This window comes from Endozoicomonas acroporae, from assembly GCF_002864045.1.
GTDB lineage: Bacteria > Pseudomonadota > Gammaproteobacteria > Pseudomonadales > Endozoicomonadaceae > Endozoicomonas > Endozoicomonas acroporae.
Genome location: NZ_PJPV01000142.1, coordinates 1 through 20,822 on the forward strand (window position 1 = coordinate 1; position 20,822 = coordinate 20,822).

The window sequence follows — 20,822 nt, forward strand, 5'->3', positions numbered from 1 at the left end:
TCTGAAACAGGTCATTTTCAACGAAATAAGTAGCTGGCCATATGGAATCATATATTTCTGGCTACTTGGGCAGGTGCTATGCGAGGCACAACGGAGGGAGCATAGCCGTAGCTATGTGACCGGAGTTGTAACGAAGCAGAGTACCTGAACAAGGAGTCAGAAATATATGATTTCATATGGTTAGCTACTTAAAACCTATCTTTGTAGTAAGATCACCGCTTACATTGCAAGGTAGCGCCATGAGCAAAGAACACTTTAATCAGGAGCTTATCCAGTTCCTCAATGCTTCTCCGACCCCTTATCATGCAGTAGCCACCATGGTGGCCAAACTACAGAAAGCGGGCTTCCAGCCATTGAGCGAGTCCGAATCCTGGTCTCTCAAAGAGGGCGGAAAATATTACGTAACCCGTAACGGCTCATCCATCATTGCCTTTACCATGGGCAAACCTGAGCTGGGTGCCAGAATGGTAGGGGCGCACACCGACTCGCCCTGCCTGAAAGTAAAACCACAGCCAGAGTTAAATAAGCACAGCTATTTTCAGCTGGGTGTTGAGGTTTATGGTGGCGTCCTGTTAAACCCATGGTTTGACCGTGACCTCTCCCTCGCCGGCCGTGTACAATACCTCAACGATCAGCAACAGCTTTGCCAGCAACTGATCAATTTTGAGCGTGCAGTCGCCATTATCCCCAGCCTGGCTATTCACCTGGACCGCGAGGTCAATAGCGGCCGTGCCGTCAATCCACAAACCGATATCCCACCGATCCTTTTTCAACTGGCCGATGGCGAAACCGTCGATTTCCGTGAACTGCTGAAACAAGAGCTGATACGTCAAGGGCACAGCGACTGTCAGCAAGTGATGGAATACGACCTCTCTTTCTATGACAGCCAAAGTGCTGCCGTTATCGGCCTGAACGGTGACTTTATCGCCAGTGCCCGCCTGGATAATCTGCTCAGCTGCTATGTGGGTCTGGAGTCTTTGCTCAATCATCAGCCATCAGACACCACAGCCCTGTTGGTATGCAATGACCATGAAGAGGTGGGCAGTGTCTCAACCACCGGAGCCCAGGGGCCTTTCCTGAAGAGCGTACTGGAAAGAATGTATGGCACCGGTGAGTCACTGACCCGGGCCATGAACCGCTCCATGCTGATTTCAACGGATAATGCCCACGGCATCCACCCCAACTATGCCAGCAAGCATGACGAGCATCACGCACCGAAACTGAATCATGGGGCAGTCATCAAAGTCAACGCCAACCAGCGCTATGCCACCAATGATGAAACCTCGGCCCTTTACCGCACCCTTTGCCAGGCCAGTGGCAGCAAAGTTCAGCACTTTGTTACCCGTACCGATATGGCCTGTGGTAGTACCATTGGCCCACTGACTGCCGGCGTGCTGGGCGTACGCACACTGGATCTCGGGTTGCCAACCTTCGGCATGCACTCAATCAGAGAGCTGGCCGGGAGTGAGGATGCCTTTGAACTCAGCAAAACCCTGGCCCATTTTATGACCCTGGCCAAACTGCCATTCACTGAATAATTGATCATCAGCTGGCTCTTGAACGAGAGCCAGCAAATTCTCCGGACATCTCGTTTTATTGGCAAAACACAACGCGAAGCCCCGTCATACGTACAATTTCAGACTCCAATTATCCGGCCGATATTGCTAACCTCGATCATTTCATCAGACCAGCCAACATTGCAGGCAATCCCATGAAACCCGAAGCCAACAACCGGCCAACACTGCGCTCAACCACAAACTCCAGGAACGCTTTTTCACTTCATCGCAGTACGATTAATTCGGTCAAGCCGTTGCTAAAGGCTTCTGCAACACTGCCTGTGGCAAAGTCATTTGATGAGACTGGCGGCTATATCAAAGGTTATAACTAACCTTACCCCACCTTGAAACAACTGCATATTATGGACACAGTCGATAATTCACCTGTGTCCCACCATTTCTATACTGCGAACTCCGCACACAGCCCTCCTGCCAAATGAATCATTGATTTTTTTCAATAGCCTTGATGGAATAGCTCTTACTCACACTTTTTACCGGCCAGGTAATGGCCTGATTTACCTAAGCTGTTCAGAATATGAAAGTTCAACAGCTGTCATCCGCCATGTGACTGTATTATGCTGTATTCATCCTTACAGGATATTCAAGAGTTCAAGATCCTGAGCGATGACTTGAGTAATGGAAAGAGTCTTATCCGTTAGGTTAGCCAGGAAGGCACACTTCAACAGACAGAATGACACGGAGCTAACGCCTCTATGATATCGAAACTGCAGCCAGCCAAAAGAATGAGGCTGTTCTTTTCAGCGCTGCTTTTCACAGCACTTCTCTCAGGCAATCTCGCTCAGGCCGTCGATAAGGACATCAGCCAGCCAGTACCCACCCTGACGCCCAATCTGCAACAGGCCATTGCCAGCGTTCATGTGGTACAACTGCTTTCAAGAAGCCACTACCGGAAAATCCCCCTTGACCAGAGCAATATGGAAAAGGTGTTTGATCGCTATCTTGATCGACTGGACCCGAACCGCAGCTTCTTCCTGCAGGCAGATATCCAGGAATTTGAGCCCTATCGAAAAAAACTGGGAGACTCTCTGAAAAGCGGTGACCTCAATCCCGCCTTCGCCATCTTCAACCGCTACCGTGAGCGGGCGGAAGAACGCGCACGCTTCATGCTTAAACAGTTAGAGCTGGGCATTAACAACCTGAACCTCAGGAAAAATGAAGAGCTGGTGATTGAGCGCAAGGATGAACCCTGGCTTACCAGCAAGCAAGCCCAGCAACGGCTTTGGATCAAGCAGTTTAAAGACAGCGTATTAAGCCAGAAGCTGAACAATAAAACCGACGAAGAAATCATCAATCAGCTGCGCCGAAGAAACACCAACCTGCTGCGCAGGCTGCACCAGAGCAAAAGCGAAGATGCCTTTCAGACCTACATCAATGCCTTCGCTGGTATTTATGACCCTCATACCCAGTACTTCTCCCCCCAGACGGCGGAGAACTTTGATATCAACATGAGCCTCTCTCTTGAAGGGATCGGTGCCGTACTCTCTGCTGAGGATGAATACACCAGGGTAGTCAGTGTTGTCCCCGGCGGCCCTGCCGAGAAAGCCGGGCAGTTGAAACCCGGTGATAAGATCGTCAGCGTTGGCCAGGGCAAGAAAGGCAACCTGGAAGATGTGGTGGGTATGCGTCTGGATGATGTGGTCAAATTGATTCGCGGTGCCAAACACACCCTGGTTCGCCTGGAGATTATTCCCGGCAGCAGCAATGACAGCAGCACCCGGGTTTACGAGATTGTCCGGGACCGGGTCAAACTGGAAGAGCAGGATGCCGCCAGTAAAATCATTGAAGTGCCCATGAATGGCAAGACCAGCCGTATCGGGGTGATCGAGTTACCCACCTTTTATATCGACTTCAAGGCTGCCCAGGCCGGTGACCCTGACTATAAAAGCACCACCCGTGACGTCCGCAGGCTCCTGGAAAAATTAAAGAGAGAGAAAGTGGATGGCCTGATTATCGATCTTCGCGGTAATGGGGGCGGTTCACTGCAAGAAGCCAATGAATTGACCGGACTATTTATCGACAAAGGACCTACCGTTGTCGTCCGCAATAACCGGGGGCGCGCTGAGCGACAGGAAGACCCGGACTCAGAGCAGCTCTACGATGGCCCCATGGTGGTGATGATTGACCGCCTCAGCGCTTCCGCTTCTGAAATCTTTGCCGGGGCCATGCAGGACTACGGCCGGGCGCTGATCGTTGGCAGCCAGAGTTACGGCAAAGGTACCGTGCAAAGCATCCAGCCACTGAACCATGGGCAGCTGAAACTGACGCTGGCCAAGTTCTACCGGATTTCCGGCCAGAGCACCCAGAATCGTGGCGTTATTCCCGATATCATCTTCCCTTCCCTCTACGATGGCCGGGATATTGGTGAGGATACGCTGCCGGATGCACTGCCATGGGACAATATCTCACCGGTATCTTACAGACCTTACGCTAATTTAAGTCCTTACCTGCCGGAGCTGCAGAAAAAGCATGAATTCCGCACCCGTAAAAATGCGGATTTTGTTTACCTCCATGAGATGAAGGACTACTTCGAACATTATGAAAATCAGAAAAAGGTTTCCCTGAACCAGGAAAGACGACAACTGGAGCTGCAAACCATGCGCAGCCAGCGACTGGCCATTGAAAATCGCCTGCGAAAATCCAGAGGTCTGGCATTGCTGAACAATCTGGATGAGCTGGAGGAGATTAACAACCAGGAACAGGAACAGAAGAAAAAAGATAAAGAGCCTGATGCCTTCCTGAAGGAAGCGGGTGTCATCCTGACCGATATGGTGAAAGCCAGCAACAACAAACGACTCTTTACCCGTCGTTCTGGCTAAAAGTCAGCATTGATTCACATGCCCGCTCTTGCGGGCTTTTTAATGCCAAGCACACCCCCCCTTGCGCCAACATAGCTGTTGCCTCTCCTGAATTTAAAAACCTGAACAGCCAGTGAGTGATCAATGGTCCGCTATTCAGAAGAGTTCAAAGAGTCCATCATGCAAAAGACAATGCCACCCAATAATGACGGGTTTGAAAATTATTATGCAGTAAAAATTTCAACACACTACACTAGCTCCTGCATCCATGCAGTCGTGCAGCGTTATAACTCCGGTCACATAGCTAGGAGCCTGTCCGAGAATAGCGCCCGTAGCGAGGATGGCAGAAAATTGAGGATAAAAATTTCGTTTTGTGAGGTGAATAGCGGGGCTATTTGCCGAACAAAACGGAATTTTTAGACCAATTTGCTGCCACCGCAGTAGGGCAGTCTATTCTCGGACAGGCTCCTAGGAGGCTTACCGAGAATAGACTGCCCACTTAGCCAGAAATATACGATTCCATTTGGCGAACCACTTATCTGATCAGTCCTTTGACATCAGGTTTCAAGAAAATATCAATCGGGGTGGTGAAAGTGAGCTTGACAGTGGGGTCCGCTATAGTGTCAGCGGCATGCAAAGAGGATAGAGCAATGTCAGGCGTTTTTTCCGCACATGAAGCCATCATGGAAATGTTGGTTCTGCAATCTGAACGGGATACTGCAAAGGGCCTGAAAACTGCAATCCTGGTATCAGGGTACCCGGGGTCACCACTGGGCGAAGTGGATTCAACGCTGAGAAAAAACCATGAAAGACTTCAACGCCAACGAATTCATTATCTGCCAGGTGTTAACGAGGAACTGAGTGCTACCGCTTTGATGGGCTCCCAGATGGCGGCCCTGTACCCGGGAAATGATTATGATGGGATCCTGGGGCTGTGGTTTGGGAAGTCTCCCGGTGCCGATCGCTCCGGTGATGCCTTCAGGCACGGAAACTACGCCGGTGTCAGCGAATACGGAGGCGTTCTGGTTCTGGTGGGAGATGATGCCACCTGCTCATCATCGGCACTGCCTTCATGTTCAATTATTACCTTATATGACCATTGTATGCCGGTATTGTGTCCGGGAAATCTCCGGGAACTGATTGAATTTGGACTTTTCGGCTTCGAGCTGTCCCGTTATTCCGGTCTCTGGGTTGGGATAAAAGTGTCGTCTGTTATCGGTGGTTTAAGCGAAACCCTGGATTTTTCCATGCCTTTTCCGGTTATCAGCAAACCTGAGCCCGAAAACCCTGAACAGCTATTGGTACCGAGAGTCACATCCAAATTGTTGCCTCCCGGGACCATGCGTGTGGAACGTGATATTTATACTCATCGCGAAGCGAATGCCATCGCTATGGCGGCGGTCAACGGCCTGAACTCTATCACTTGCTGTGATGAAGAAAAGGCCAGGTTGGGCATCCTGGCTGCCGGGGAAACCTACTATCACCTGATGGCCGCGTTTGAACTGCTTGGCCTGAAGCAGCAGGATCTCCAACAGTACGACACTCGGCTGCTAAAGTTGGGCATGGTCTATCCATTGGATCCGGACATCATTATTCGCTTTGCCAATGGCCTGGAACGACTTGTAGTGATTGAAGAGAAACGGGGGTTTATTGAGTCAGGGGTTAAGTCCATTCTTTATTCCCACTCAAATAGCCCTGTCGTTTGTGGTAAGCAGGATGAATACGGAGCCTGTCTATTTCCCCCCTGGGGAGGGCTGGATGCAGAAACTATTGCCGTTGCCCTTGAACCCTACCTGCAGTTATGGAGTGCCGCCAATACCTGCCTATCGCCTGTCGTGAGGTCGGATTATGTCAGGCAGGGGCCACAGAGATTACCCTATTTTTGTTCCGGTTGCCCCCACAGCCGTTCAACCCGGTTGCCTGCAGATGCCCTGACTGGCCTCGGTGTTGGTTGTCACGGTATCCAGGCCTTGCATTCAAACGACATTGGAAGCATGACCCAGATGGGAGGAGAGGGTGTCCAGCTGGTTGGTATGTCTCCATTTCTGAATATCCCGCACCAGTTCCAGAATATAGGCGATGGTACGTTTTTGCACTCTGGTTCCCTGGCGATAAGACAGGCCGTTGTGGCCAATAGCAATATTACCTTCAAGCTGCTTTATAACAGCGCTATCGCCATGACAGACAGTCCGTTGCCGAAAGAAAATATCTCGCCCCCTGTGCTGGTCATGATGCTCTATGCTGAGGGAGTCAGGCAGGTAGCAGTGGTCAGTGATGATATCCGGCGCTATCAGGACAAGCTGAATCAACGCACAATGGTTGGAATGGCTGACGATCTGGATACTGTCCAGACTCGGTTAAGTCGTATCAAGGGGGTTACGGTGCTTATTTATGATCGTACCTGTGCCCTGGCCAGACGAAGAGATCGGCAAAACAATAACACGCCGCTGGACTATGTATATATTAACCAGCAGTTGTGTGAAGGCTGCGACCAGTGCGTTCTTGATTCAGGTTGTCTTAGCCTGCTGCCGGAAGATACTGAATTTGGCCAGAAACTGAAAGTGGATCAGGCCAGCTGTAACCACGACCTGGGCTGCATAAAAGCGCTCTGCCCTGCATTGGTGACCATTAAAAATGGTTGTCGAACGACGTTTACATCTTCTTCCCTGACCCGTGATAGCCAGACTGCTCTGCCCGAACCCATAACAAAAAGCGATACCACCAACCTGTATATTACCGGCATGGGAGGCACCGGGGTGACCTCCATGGGGCAAATTCTGGCCAGTGCCGCATCGACCGATGGTAAATTCGTCTCTCTGGTCAACAAAAAGGGGCTAAGCCAGAGGGCAGGAGTGGTTGGCTCACATTTGAAGATTTCCGAGGCTGCCGATATCAGCAGCCCAATCATTGTTCCGGGCAGTGCGGACGCTTATATTGTGCTGGATGTATGGTCTGCTTTAGAGGCTGACTCATTAAAGTTGACCTGCGCTGACAAGACCGTTGCCGTGATATCTACGGCCAGGTTTTCATCGCTTAATTTACACAACAATGTATTGATAGATAAAATGACGATTGCTGATGCTGTGGATGCCATACAGGAAAACACTGATCGAGAGCGTAATGTCTGTTTCGATTTTTGTGAACTGGCTGAGCTGGCATTTAACCGCAGAGAGTTGGCAAATGTTATTATCCTTGGGACTGCATACCAGCGGGGAATTATCCCATTAGCCAGATCATCCCTGGAATCGGCTATTGTTGAGGCCCTCGGTGATGGTATTGCTGTCCGACAGGCATTTTTGCTCGGGCGAAAGCTGTGTCTTGACCCGGATGCACTGTTCAAATCGGTTGCATCTGTGAAGGGTACAGCCAGCAATATTTATGACCGCTTCTTGTTGCGTATCAGGGAGTTGGAAGATTATCAGGATATTCACTACGCCAGAAAATATCAGGATTTTGTGCGCCGAGTGTTGGCTGTTGATGAATCAATGGGGCACACGGAACTCAGTACGGCGGTGATTCTTAATTTATACCAATTGATGGCCAGCAAGGATGAATATGAAGTGGCCCGTCTTTACCTTAAACCAGACTTTCAGACTGGGGTGAAGCGAATGTTTGGCCACAATGCAGAACTTTCCTACCACTTTGCCCTGCCCTTTAGCCAAAAGAAATTCCAACTGCCATCATGGGGCAAATGGTTCCTTAAATTACTAAGATATTGTCGTTTTTTGCGAGGTTCCCGGTTTGATATTTTTGCCTATAGCAACATTCGCAAACTGGAAAAAGAGGCACTGGCGCAGTATCAATCGATTATTAACCAGCATTTAGACTTTATCACCCACGACAACTATAAGGATATGGTCGAATTCGCCCAATTACCTGAACAGATTCAGGGGTATGGCCAGGTAAAAATAAACACCATCACCGCATTCCTGAAGAAAGCGGAACGTTTTGGTTTTGTCAGTCGAGAAAGAATACCGACACGACACTGGGGATACTAGCCCGGATATTTCATAAACGTGCCAGGAAAATAATATATTTTTAATTGATTATCTGACAGTAATTAATAAGTGACTTATATTGGAGTGTCGTTGTTCAGGGAAAAGGCAAACTGAAAGATGCCACTGATTCTTGTGCCAACCGTGGTGTGAATTTGCCTTGGTTAATAACGGGCATGGGGGATATGTTTAATGTGCGATTTTCTCAATGGTCAGTTTTCTGCCGGTTTGGTCGCCATGGGGGGTTATCTGCCTGGTAAAAACATCAGGGAAAGGGACGCTTCCCAGTTGCCCACCTATCTTGCGGAGCAGACTCGCCTGCACCATGATTATATAAAACCCATCTCGGAAAATGGCTTGCTGCCGGGAACCGTAGAAACGAATTATGACGGGTGGCAAAGTCAGCCATGGTATAAAGCGTGGTTTGATCGTCTGCCGGATAAAAAGAGGAGTAATCCGTTTGAAGGGATTGAAACTCGTTGCCGGGTACCGGTAGACCCAGAATCCAGAGCTAACGCTATCCGGCCCCATTTGATGCTATCTTCTGATGCCGAGACTCTGGCCGGTGCGCTTGCTCTCTATAATGCAGGAATGGATCAGAGCATGGTTGACTTGCTGATGGTCAGCTCCCTTGTGCCGGACCGGCATGTTCCCCTGAACGCTTCACTGGTTCAACATAAACTCAAGCTGCCCAACGCTGGTGCCTATAACATTGATACCTGTTGTTCCTCGTTTATTACCATGCTGGAAATGGCAGTACTCTATGTGCGTTGTGGTTTGAAGCGCAATGTGATGATTATTGGCAGTTCTATTGATTCACATATTAGCGATAAATCCAATTACTACAGTCCGAATACCGGCGATGCGGCTGTCGCCGGTATTGTATCCAGGGTGGACGATGGATACGGGTATATTAGCTCACACTCAATCAGCCAGGGAGTTCGCCATGCTGCCATTGTCTTTCAGCGTCGTCGGCCCAGGCTGTCTGCTATTACCTCGCAGGGGCCCGATTTTGAACAGGAATTTGTTACCTTCAACGACCGGTCACTTTGCAAGGAAATGGCCGAAAATTGCCGGGATGACATAGTGAATGTTGTTGATGGAGCCTTGGGCAAAGCCGACTACAGCCGTGAGGATATTGATTTTCTTGTTGCCCATCAACCTGTTCACTGGGCGGGCAATGCCTGGCGAGAGGCGCTCGGTGTTCCTGCCGGTAAATACCATGAAACATTCCGGCACTACGGGAATATCGCCGTGGCGTCGGTAGCAGTTAATCTCCTGGATGCGCTGGAAAAAGGGAAAGTGAATTGCGGTGATAATGTTGTAATGGTGTCGTCAGGTGTTGGTGAAAACCATGGCGCTTTATTGCAAAAAATTTCACCCCGTCTTTTGCAAGTCAATGGTTTGTGAGCATCGCTTTGTTAATCAACTTGATGTTGGATGAGATATTTATGGCTGTTAATATCCTTGGTGTGGGTGCCTATTTACCAGAGAATACTGTCAGTAATAATGAGTTTGATTACAAATCCAGGGGTGTGACTGATGAGTGGCTGCTAAGCGCGGGAATCAAAAACAGGCGATTTGCCAGTAGTCATACTGATTATATTGATCTGGCTTACCGTGCATCGCTCAGAGCCATTACCCAGGCGAGCATATCTGTTGATGATATTGGCTTACTGATTTTGGTTGCCAGCACTATTAATGCCGAATGTATTATCCCGACAGGTATCGCTGAATTAAAAGATAGACTGAAACTCGGAAATTGCTTATATCTGCACATGCTGGAATCTTGTAATGGTGTCATCCAGGCAATGGAGTTTGGGGCTTATGCAATCGAATCCGGACAGACTGACAATGTATTGATTGTCTCCAGTGAGACATTTTCCAAACTACAGGACGATACATCTGAAGCATCCATGAAAATTGCTATGAGTATGGGGGATGGCGCAGGAGCGATTATTTTAGGCGCAGATGGTCAACAAAATGGCCGGATCGCAGCACATATCACCAGTGATTCCAGGTTTCAAAGTGGCCTGGTCATGCAGGTTAATGAAAACATTAAAGACAATAGGGCCAGTAATAAAATCAGTTTCAGGTTCAGAGAATTGATGTCGATGCCTGAACCCATTAAGCCTGAAGGTGTTTTTGATAAGCTAAAGATTTTTTCGACTGAAATGATATCGGATGTAATAAATAAGGCGTTGGCAAAAGCAGGCTTGAGTGATAATGAGATTGATTTTTTTATTCTCCATCAACCAAACAGAGCATTTCTTGAATCCTGGAAGGAAGCACTGGGTATTCAGCAGAATAAGACGGTAGATACTTTAGAAGAATATGGAAATGTATCCTCCGCTTCGGTATTGATCAACCTGACGATGGCTTGTCAGCTAAATAAGATACATTCAGGTGATACCATAGCGATGGCTTCTGTGGGGGAAAATAGTGCGGGTTGCAGTATCTGGACATGGAATAATGATAAAAAGCCTGAAAATTATTTACTTAACGAACAGCCAGTGACGTGTGCAGGGCAGTTAATTAACTCAAGAAATTATACAACTAATGAATTGCGGGAAAGATTTATATTGCCTGACTCGGAAGTTGCCCGTAAGCCCGGTGAGTTTTTCACTCAGTATGTTGCTAATATGGCGGTTTTTGAACAGGTTTCCACTGTTGATGCATTTGAATATGTCAGTGACATCAGGAAACTGGAAGAGTGGACGATGTCCATACAAAATCTGCGGATTGCCAAAGATGATATCTATGAGGGAGATGAGTCATTGGCACCTGCTGGCAGGGTCTTTTTACGTTGTCTTGCTTGCCGGGAAGAGTATCGAATCAATTGGCTGGTAGGGCATGACAACCCTGATGATCTTTGGATGGATTACCAGTGTCAGTTGCTGGATGCTCAACCGTTGCTTGGCAGGCCTGGTTCTGTCTTGTTATGGATAACTTATGGCCATGCCCGGTTTTTAAATGATCCTTTGTATGCAAAAGCGTTTGGCTTAATGTATAGCGCCCATAATATTGAGATTAATAATTTAAAGAAAATTCTCGAAGATAGATATGCCAAATAATCAAGAAGTATCCCAGGAGGCTACAGGCGTTATGAGTGTTCCAGATAAACGTGGAAGCGTCATTCTTATCACTGGCGGTACATCAGGAATAGGAAGGGCAACAGCCCTTGCTTTTGCCAGAAACAAGTCAACGGTGCTGGTCTGTGGCAGGCGTGAGGATGCCGGGGAACAAACTGTTGATGCCATTCGTCGCCTGGGCGGTAACGGAATGTTTATTCGGGCGGATGTTTCCGATCCGGATGAGGTTCGGTCAATGTTTGCTGTTATCCGTGACCAGTACGGAACCCTCGACTGTGCATTCAATAATGCTGGCAACCATTGTATTCCCAAGCCGCTGACAGATACCTCCACGGCAAGCTGGAATGCGACTATTGCAACGCATCTGACCGGAACCTGGCTTTGCATGAAACATGAACTGGTTATGATGAGCGCCTGTAGTCGGGGTGTGATTATCAATATGTCATCAGTTGCAGGCTTGGCGGGGACGTCGGGGTTGTCCGCTTATACCGCTGCCAAACATGCAGTGATTGGTTTAACAAAAGTGGCGGCACTGGAATATGCCACAGAGGGAATTCGGGTCAATGCACTGGCCCCGGGTGGGATCTTGACCGATGTTACGGCCTCATTGTCAGATGAATGTCGTCAAGCCCTGGCCGACTTTCATCCGCTAAAGAGACTTGGAACGCCTGATGAGGTCGCGAATGCGGTGGTGTGGTTATGCTCAGATGAGGCATCGTTCATTACTGGCAACATCTTTACTATTGATGGCGGGGTTACTGCCGGTTATGCCCCCTTGTAGTTGCACAGGCATTTTGCAATTAAGGATTTTAATAGCTCAGCATTAACAGTTTTTTGCCAATTTTATTTTGTATGCTGTGGCAATGATGTTGCCATAGCGTTTCAGATACACAAGCGTAATCTTCTTCAGATAAGGCCCTTTCCAGTTGTGACAGTGCATGATGAATAACGATCGATTCCGAAAATGGGTTCGCTAATAAATCCTTCAGCTCTGAACGCTGACGGAAAGTGTTGATCTGATGATAAATGCTGACAATATCCCCGGGATGACAAGCTCTGGTTATAGTCATCACCGGTTCTGAAGTTGTCTTGTCCTCCTGCATATTGGTATATACCTGGTCTGCAATAACACAAAGCCGTAAATTACCAAGGCGTTTCAAATCCTGAAAGCTCAGTTCGCCTTGTTTAACCGGGAATTCATAACCTTTCAGTGTACCTATTGGATCATTAACGGATGAATATAGCAGCGATTGGCCAAGTCTTAGAAAATAAAGAGCTGACAGAGGAACGCTATAAATATCAGTAAAAGAATACTGCATAGTATGCGCTATGGTTTTATGGCCGTTTTCATCCAAAAAGTTATAAATGGCTATCGCCATCAGGCAAATATGGTTTCTGTATGATTGGTTAAGCTTGCTATTGTTGGCAAGATTATAAATTTCCTGAATGAATGCAGTCGTGTGTTTTTTCAAATTTTTATAATAAATTGCTTCCATTGCTAAAACATCAGGATTTTTTAATCGATTAATCTGATGCCTGGTCAACAAAGCCGATATTTTTGTTTTATCCATGCTGGATAGCAACACCATTTCACTGAATTCTTCCAGCTTGTTAACGCTATTACTATACATGTCGTCTAATTCAGAAGGCGTGATAAGACGCTTTGCCAGATCCTTGAAAAGTACATCAGCTACGCCATCGGACCGGGGATCAATTTTCAGGTTGTCCTGTTGCAGAGCGCCGGGGTCAAGTACAGATGCGGATCTTTCCCCAAACGCTGCACTTTTGGCAGCAGCCGTATTAAGTGAAGCATCTTGCTGGTTGTCAGGACCAGGGATGAAGTTAGCTAATGTCGATGACAACCCTGAAAAATTATCCATTACCGATATACAACCGTCATTCAGCACCTGTATAAAGTTTGACCCCACCACTAACCGGATGGCCGCCTCACCGCTATGCGGTTATAGTGGGGGATTCCTTCTGCAAGACGCCCATGCCCGAGCGCAGTTTTCCCCTTACCAGTAAGTAGCCAGAAATATTCGATTCCATATGGCCAGCTACTTAACGGGGAAAACCTTATTCGACAATCTGTTCTACTTTTCAGATTGCTTAATAGCCGGTGACAGTCATGCCTGAATAAGAGTTTATCATCAATGTCTTTTGCCTGATTAATGATTTATTCCAATGGAAACATCCCCCAGAACTTCAGCAAGACTGGACCGGGAAAGCTGCCCCTGCAACTGCCCATCGTCATCAACAACGGGGAGGGGATAGTCGGTGTCCAGGGTATCGGGAATAACGGACTCCAGTATTGAGTCTGCCTGAATAGTCGGCACCGTCTCAATCAATATCGAGGTTACCTTCTTGTGACTCCCCTTCTGCACGGCCTGCTCAAGGGTCTGCTGAAGAATCACACCCTGATAGCCTTCATCATTAACGTAATAGCCAAAGTCTTCAGAGGTCTTTTTCATCTGACTCAAGGCTTCATCAATGGTTTCCGCGGTAATGCGGCAGGCCGGAGGTTTCATCACCGTTTCTACGGTCAATGCCCGGGCACGGTTAACATCCTTAACAAACGCTTCCACATAATCCGTGGCCGGATTCAACAGAATGTCTTCCGGAGCCCCCTGCTGAACCAGCTCACCGTCTTTCAGAATGGCAATGCGATCGCCCAGCCTTAACGCTTCATCCAGGTCATGGGTAATAAAAACAATGGTTTTCTGAAGCTTACTCTGCAACCCGATCAACTGATCCTGCATCTCACTGCGAATCAGTGGATCCAGGGCAGAGAAAGCTTCGTCCATCAATAGAATTTCCGCATCGGTGCACAGCGCCCTGGCCAGACCAACCCTCTGTTGCTGCCCTCCAGACAGTTGGGAGGGGTATTGCTGCTCGTAGCCAGCCAGTCCCACAGTATCCAGCCATTGTTCCGCTTTCTTCAGTCGCTCGGCTTTGCCAACACCCTGAACCGACAGACCATAGGCAACATTATCTATCACCGTTCGATGAGGCATCAGACCAAAACGCTGAAAGACCATGGACATCTTCTGACGTCGAAAGCTTTCCAGCTCTTTGGCGGAAAACCGGGTAATATCGGTACCATCCACCAGGATCTCCCCCTCAGTGGGATCGATCAAACGATTAAAATGGCGAATCAAGGTAGACTTACCGGATCCGGAAAGCCCCATAATCACAAAAATCTCGCCCGCCTTGACGTCCAGATTGATATCCCTGAGCCCAAGCGTATGCCCGGTAGCAGCCAGAATCTGATCTTTGGATTCCCCCTGATGAACCCGGGACATGACCTTGTCAGGCTGTTTCCCGAATAATTTGTACAGGCCACGAATCTGGATCAGAGGCTTTTTATGGTCACTGTTATGCATGCTCAGCGCCTCCCAGATGTTTCTGGGTTCTGCGGGCATAAGCCTGAGAAACCCGGTCAAAGATGATCGCCAGCGCAACAATGGCAAGACCATTGAGCAGCCCCAGGGTGAAATACTGATTGGTAATGGATTTCAGTACCGGCTGCCCCAGGCCCTTGACGCCAATCATGGAAGCAATCACCACCATGGCCAGCGCCATCATAATGGTCTGGTTAATACCGGCCATAATGGTAGGCATTGCCAATGGCAGCTGCACCCCCCACAACCGTTGCCACGGGCTGGCACCATAAGCGGTAGCGGCTTCCAATACCTCTTTATCCACCAGACGAATCCCCAGGTTGGTCAGTCGAATAACCGGCGGAATGGCATAAATAACCACCGCGATCACGCCGGGAATCTTGCCAATGCCCAGCAACATCACCACCGGAATCAGATAAACAAATGCCGGCATGGTCTGCATGATATCCAGCATCGGCGTTACCAGCTTCTGCACCCGGTCGGAACGGGCCATGGCGATACCGATTGGAATGCCCAGCACCAGGGAGAGCAAGGTGCATACCGTGATAACACTCAGGGTTCTCATGGTATTTTCCCACATACCAAAATAACCAATGGTCAGCAGGGAACAGACAACACCGAGGCACAGCTTCCAGGAACGGCTGGCGGCATAGGCCAAACCGGTGATAACCGCCAGTATCAGTAACCAGGGAGAGCTGATCAGCAGGTTTTCAAACCAGACAAGAAAAGAGAGTAACGGGTCAAAAAACGACTCAATCAAATCGCCATGTTCCCGGGAAAACTCCCGGTAGGCACCATCCAGAGTCTTTCGCAAAGCGATCAGGTCACTGCGATCCATATCCGGGAACTCAGTAACCCAGGATTCCCTAGCCATACACTTCAGCCTTTATTATTGGTGATTGGCACAATATTCAGAGTATGGAGTTTACGCCTTTCGACTCCGCTCAAGACGAACGGAGTTTGGAGGTCAATAAATAAACCCATCAATTGCATAATGATGACCTTAGAGAGCAGCAAGCTCTTGCTTAACTTTTGCCACCACATCAGCAGGCAACCACTGAGACCAGACGGACTCATAGTTGGTCAGGAAATGCTCCATGGCGATTTCACCATCCGCCTGATTTTCTTCCATCCAGGCCAACAGTTCATTCATCTGCTGATTAGTAAACGATCGTCCTGCCAGGTACTCATAAGCTGCCGGTGCTTTAGCAGCAAAACGTTCGGTGGTAATGGTATTGACGGGCGATGGCGGATACATAGTGACTTTCGGAGACTCACAATCTTCTTTGGTGGTACAGTTGATGAATTCATCAACATCAACACCGGAACCGAAATCCACCTTGACCATTTCATACTTGCCCAGTACCGCCGAGGGTGCCCAATAATAGCCAAACCAGGCCTCTTCCCGCTCATAGGCTTTGGCAATAGCACCGGACATACCGGCACCGGAACCCGGGTCAACCAGGTCAAACCCATGCTCTTCCAGCTCCAGCGCCCTGAACAAATTGCCAGAATTAATCTGGCAGTTCCAGCCCGCCGGGCAACCGTAAAAAGCGGACAGGCTGGAATCTTCCGGATGCTTGAAGATGGCTGCCTTCCCTTTAATACCCTTGATGGTTTTCAGCTCAGGGTCTTTTTCTACCATGTATTTCGGTACCCAGAACCCTTCCTCACCGCCTTCTGACAGCGAGTTGCCAGCATAGCGAAGGCGCTTTTCCTCGACACCTTTATCGAAAGCCTGCCTCATGGAGTTACTCCACATTTCCGGCGCGATATCCGGCTCTCCTTTTTCAACCATGGAGGTTCCTGTCGCCATGGTGTCGCCGGGCACCAGCTCCACATTACAGCCAAAGACATTCTCAAGGATAAATTGATCAACGTGAGCTATCAGCGTTGCCGAGTTCCAGTTCATATCGGCGACAGTGACATCACCGCATTCATCAGCAGACACAGAGACAGCAAAAGGGAGGGAAACAGCCAGTAAGGCAGCGGCAGACAATTTTCTTTTTAGCATGTGCAATCCTGTTTTTATTAATCCGTTTCTGATACCGGGCAGTGCCTTCCTGGGTGTAGAAAGGGATTAAAAATTTCTGCTCCTGCGGTTTTCCGTACACTGATTAACAGCAGAAATTTTTAAGCCCATTTTCCAGCGTCGAACACCTAACTGTACTTTCCCGTATATCAACTGGAGCACTAACTTACACTTCTAATAATTAGATTTCAAATTACTTTCACCAACACCCCAGAGAAAAAGACCAAAAATCAAACAGCTAAGGTTCTGTCCCGGCGATATCCAGCAGCGGCGCAGCATCAATGGACTCGGCATCCATCATGGCTGCAACCCGTTGCAAAGACGACAGAACCTGTGTTTTCTCCCAGGGCTCCAGCGCCTCAAAACGCTCAATAAACTGTTCATGCAGTAGCGTCGGTGCTGTTGCCAATACAGAGCGTCCGAGCTCGGTCAACCGTGCGTTAACAATTCGTTTATCACTGATGCTTCGGACTCGCTCCAGATACTGCCGCTCTTCCAGCCGATTCAAAATAATGGTTACTGTCGCCTGGCTCAGGGAAACATCCTGGGAAATCCGCTTGACCGTCACATCACCGAGATCGCTGATTGCCTTCAACACCATGATCTGGGGCGTGGTCAGGCCACAGGCTTTGATCATACGTTTTGAGTGCAGATCCGTTGCACGTATTATGCGTCTTAGAGAAATAAGTACGTCAGTCCAGTAACACGGTTCAGTCATACAATTTACTCATCGAAGAGGTTTAGAAAACAGGCGTATTTATTTGCCACAAAATAAACCGCAAAACAAACACAATTTGATCTCAAATAGTTTGAACTGTAATATATTTCACCTAGACTCCTAATTAAAGTTGTATACAGGATCCTCTGCATGCTTATCCCCTCAGAGCGTTGACGGACTTCTTGCACATAGCTCCAAACCCAAACGATCAAATTGATTTTGACTATTCAGCAAGAGCCAGCAACATGTCCCAATCGGAAATCTCTATGCCTTCCAGGCAAACCATCAACCCTCCCGTATTTTTTGGCTCAGCCATTTTAATACTTTTACTGGTGGGCTATACGGTTTTTTTCCCTGAAGATGCCAATAGCCGCTTTACGCATCTCCAGTCCAGCATCATGACCAACGCCAGCTGGTTTTATGTCATGGCCGTGGCCCTGATCCTTCTGTGCGTCGCCTTTCTGGGGCTATCCCGATATGGTGATATAAAGCTGGGCCCTGATCATGCCGAACCCTCATTCAGCTTTGGCTCCTGGTTCGCCATGCTCTTTTCTGCGGGCATGGGCATCGGCCTGATGTTTTTCGGTGTTGCCGAGCCGGTTATGCACTTCCTTTCTCCACCGCTGGGTGAGCCTGGTACGGTGGAAGCCGCCAGAGAAGCCATGAAGCTCACCTTTTTTCACTGGGGTCTTCATGCCTGGGCGATTTATGCCATCGTGGCCCTGATTCTTGCCTTTTTTGGTTACCGGCATAACTTGCCGCTCACTCTCCGCTCCGCCCTTTACCCCATCATCGGTGACCGTATTTATGGCATTCCCGGCCATATCATTGATGTGTTTGCCATACTCGGCACCATTTTTGGTGTTGCAACTGCGCTGGGTTATGGGGTTTTGCAGGTTAACTCGGGGCTGAACTACCTTTTCGGTATCGACATCAGCACACAGACACAGGTTATTCTGATTGTGGTCATCACGGCACTGGCCACCATTTCTGTGGCGACAGGCCTTGATAAAGGCATCCGACGCCTCTCAGAAGCCAACCTGCTACTGGCACTAATGTTATTAGTGATGGTGTTACTGCTCGGACCCACCGTCCTGTTGTTACAGATGTTCGTGCAAAATACCGGTGGTTATCTGTCTGACATCGTCGGTAAAACCTTCAATCTCTACGCCTATGAGCCCACCGAGTGGCTTGGCGGCTGGACCTTATTCTACTGGGCCTGGTGGCTCTCCTGGTCACCGTTTGTCGGTATGTTTATTGCCCGTATTTCCAGGGGCAGAACCATCCGTGAGTTTGTTACTGGCGTTTTGTTCGTACCAACAGGCCTGACCCTGATCTGGATGACCGCTTTTGGCAATACCGCCATTGATATGATCATGAACCGGGGCATGACCGGTTTGGGTCAGGCCGTAGAAACCGATGTACCCATTGCGCTGTTCAGGTTTCTGGAATATTTCCCGTTCTCAAATGTACTCTCGATGGTAGCCATTGCCATGGTCGTGATCTTTTTTGTCACCTCCTCCGACTCCAGTGCCATGGTTGTCGATATGCTCGCCTCCGGGGGCAACAGTAAAACGCCGCTCTGGCAGCGGGTGTTCTGGTCCAGCCTGATTGGCATTGTAGCCATGGTGCTGTTATTGGCCGGTGGCCTGGAGGCCCTGCAAACGGTGACCATCGCCTCAGCACTGCCTTTTTCCATCGTACTGTTGGTGTCGGCTTATGGCTTACTAAAAGCGCTGGCTGTTGATGCTGCCAAGAAAGCCAGCCTGGAAAGAACCACACTCACCCCCAAAGTAGGTCATAAACCGATTCCCTGGCAGAACCGGCTGGCGACGATGGTCAGCTTTCCCCGACGGGCCCATGTCAATCGCTTTATTCAGGATGTTGCTCTCCCGGCTATGGAGTCCGTCGCATCAGAACTGGGCAAACAGGGGGTAGAAAGCACGATTCAACTGGATACCGAAAAACAGATACCCAGCCTGGTGGTACTCCACGGCGATGAAGTGGACTTCTTTTACAAAGTGACGCCCCGCTCTTACCTTCAGCCCAGTTTTATGCTGGACGAAGAAGATGAAGAAGAACGCAAATACTTCCGGGCCGAAGTTTTCCTGAGAGAAGGTGGCCAGGGTTACGACATTATGGGCTGGACCAGTGATCAGGTAATTGGTGATATTATCGATCAGTATGAAAAGCACATGCATTTCCTGCACATGGTTCGATAGATCGACCACACCTCGTTTCCCCGCTCTGTGTGGAAACGAGGTGCACAGTTCGCTATTTAATGTATGGGTAGACAAAGTCAAACTGCTGCCCTGTCAGATTAATGGTCACTCTTGAATTGTATGAGGTATCGTAACGCTCCATCCAACCATCAGCAGTAATGTGGTAATTGTTCTTGCTGCCATCCCTGCTCAGATGCCCGGACAGATTTCCGTTTAAGGTCTTCCCATACACATTGATCCCTTTAAAGAAAAAACTGAAATTGACCCCACTGCAAACATTTACCAGATCGGCATGACTGCTATAGGGGATCACTACATACTGCTCTTCACGGCCACCCCTTGGCTTAAGTCTGAAACGCATCACCATTATGCCCGCGTGGCTGATATGCAGATAAAGTACCAGTTCAGAGATCCAGAGTTTTTCAGTTTTGGCAATACTGTAAGCATCAAAACGATAGGTTCCGGCTGGTATTTGACAGGCAGTAACGGAGGATAAGTCAGGGGACATCGGCGGCGTATAGGCAGGTGCGGGCTCTGTTCTATAACCATGGTATAAGTAATCCTGCGGGGGTGGGTATAACGGCCCTTCAGGCTGAGGATGGGTCGGCACCTCGGGGTAAGGTGGAGGGGTAAACCGTTCAAGGCCGATTGGTTTACCCAGGACAATCGATGGTAATAAAAGGATAATAAAAGGATACAGTTTCATAACATCACAACCATAACATTATTCTTCCGGGCTAGAAGAATAGGTCATTTACCCGTATTTACAGGATGGCTGTGAGATTAAAAATCAGATTCAGATGCCCGGAATAAGTAGCTGGCCATATGGAATCATATATTTCTGGCTACTTGGGCAGGTGCTATGCGAGGCACAACGGAGGGAGCATAGCCGTAGCTATGTGACCGGAGTTGTAACGAAGCACGACTGCATGGATGCAGGAGCTAGAGCAACGCAGGAGCAGTTGCCGGGAGTGCCTGAACAAGGAGTCA

General features: G+C 48.8%; 14 protein-coding genes. 8 read left to right on the forward strand and 6 right to left on the reverse strand.

The features are described from left to right. The first annotated feature begins 239 nt into the window (after window positions 1–239). The 7 genes from CX664_RS20030 (at window position 240) to CX664_RS20055 (ending at window position 12,240) form a co-directional block, all read left to right on the forward strand. A complete protein-coding gene (locus tag CX664_RS20030) occupies window positions 240–1,538 on the forward strand; it encodes a M18 family aminopeptidase (protein WP_101748453.1) in 1,299 nt (432 codons plus the stop codon). Window positions 1,539–1,711: 173 nt separating this feature from the next. Then, window positions 1,712–1,888 carry a hypothetical protein gene (locus CX664_RS26590; RefSeq protein ID WP_163372476.1) on the forward strand — a complete coding sequence of 59 codons (177 nt, stop codon included), beginning with the start codon at window positions 1,712–1,714 and terminating at the stop codon, window positions 1,886–1,888. Window positions 1,889–2,269: 381 nt separating this feature from the next. Beyond that, the gene (locus CX664_RS20035) at window positions 2,270–4,393 is read left to right on the forward strand and encodes a carboxy terminal-processing peptidase (protein WP_101748454.1); all 2,124 of its coding nucleotides are present in this window, start codon (window positions 2,270–2,272) and stop codon (window positions 4,391–4,393) included. A gap of 629 nt (window positions 4,394–5,022) precedes the next feature. Next, the gene (locus CX664_RS20040; protein WP_101748455.1) at window positions 5,023–8,370 is read left to right on the forward strand and encodes an indolepyruvate ferredoxin oxidoreductase family protein; all 3,348 of its coding nucleotides are present in this window, start codon (window positions 5,023–5,025) and stop codon (window positions 8,368–8,370) included. Window positions 8,371–8,559: 189 nt separating this feature from the next. Next, window positions 8,560–9,777, forward strand: a complete 1,218-nt coding sequence (locus tag CX664_RS20045) for a 3-oxoacyl-ACP synthase III family protein (RefSeq protein WP_101748456.1) — start codon at window positions 8,560–8,562, stop codon at window positions 9,775–9,777. A gap of 41 nt (window positions 9,778–9,818) precedes the next feature. Then, window positions 9,819–11,441: a 3-oxoacyl-ACP synthase III family protein gene (locus CX664_RS20050; protein ID WP_163372359.1), complete on the forward strand. Its 1,623-nt coding sequence runs from the start codon at window positions 9,819–9,821 to the stop codon at window positions 11,439–11,441. 31 nt (window positions 11,442–11,472) lie between these two features. Continuing rightward, window positions 11,473–12,240 (forward strand): SDR family NAD(P)-dependent oxidoreductase, encoded by a 768-nt coding sequence (locus CX664_RS20055; RefSeq protein ID WP_101748458.1) that lies wholly within the window; start codon window positions 11,473–11,475, stop codon window positions 12,238–12,240. A gap of 28 nt (window positions 12,241–12,268) precedes the next feature. Here CX664_RS20055 and CX664_RS20060 read toward each other — a convergent pair whose 3' ends face one another. The 5 genes from CX664_RS20060 to CX664_RS20080 all read right to left on the reverse strand — a co-directional run bounded on the left by CX664_RS20060 (window position 12,269) and on the right by CX664_RS20080 (window position 17,610). Continuing rightward, entirely contained in the window at window positions 12,269–13,339 is a 1,071-nt protein-coding gene (locus tag CX664_RS20060; RefSeq protein ID WP_101748459.1) for a hypothetical protein, read from the reverse strand. A gap of 288 nt (window positions 13,340–13,627) precedes the next feature. Then, window positions 13,628–14,842 (reverse strand): quaternary amine ABC transporter ATP-binding protein, encoded by a 1,215-nt coding sequence (locus tag CX664_RS20065; protein ID WP_101748460.1) that lies wholly within the window; start codon window positions 14,840–14,842, stop codon window positions 13,628–13,630. Continuing rightward, window positions 14,835–15,734, reverse strand: a complete 900-nt coding sequence (locus CX664_RS20070; protein ID WP_101748461.1) for an ABC transporter permease — start codon at window positions 15,732–15,734, stop codon at window positions 14,835–14,837. The genes CX664_RS20065 and CX664_RS20070 overlap by 8 nt, the downstream gene beginning before the upstream one ends. 129 nt (window positions 15,735–15,863) lie before the next feature. Then, complete coding sequence (locus tag CX664_RS20075; protein ID WP_101748462.1) at window positions 15,864–16,874, reverse strand: ABC transporter substrate-binding protein; 1,011 nt, start codon at window positions 16,872–16,874, stop codon at window positions 15,864–15,866. A gap of 256 nt (window positions 16,875–17,130) precedes the next feature. After that, window positions 17,131–17,610, reverse strand: a complete 480-nt coding sequence (locus CX664_RS20080) for a MarR family winged helix-turn-helix transcriptional regulator (protein ID WP_101748463.1) — start codon at window positions 17,608–17,610, stop codon at window positions 17,131–17,133. A gap of 245 nt (window positions 17,611–17,855) precedes the next feature. Here CX664_RS20080 and CX664_RS20085 point away from each other — a divergent pair, with 245 nt between their 5' ends. Continuing rightward, window positions 17,856–19,832 (forward strand): BCCT family transporter, encoded by a 1,977-nt coding sequence (locus CX664_RS20085; protein ID WP_101748464.1) that lies wholly within the window; start codon window positions 17,856–17,858, stop codon window positions 19,830–19,832. Window positions 19,833–19,884: 52 nt separating this feature from the next. Here the strand turns inward: CX664_RS20085 and CX664_RS20090 are convergent, their stop codons facing one another. Then, window positions 19,885–20,538, reverse strand: coding sequence for a hypothetical protein (locus tag CX664_RS20090; RefSeq protein WP_101748465.1), 654 nt, complete (start codon window positions 20,536–20,538; stop codon window positions 19,885–19,887). Between the last annotated feature and the right edge of the window lie 284 nt (window positions 20,539–20,822).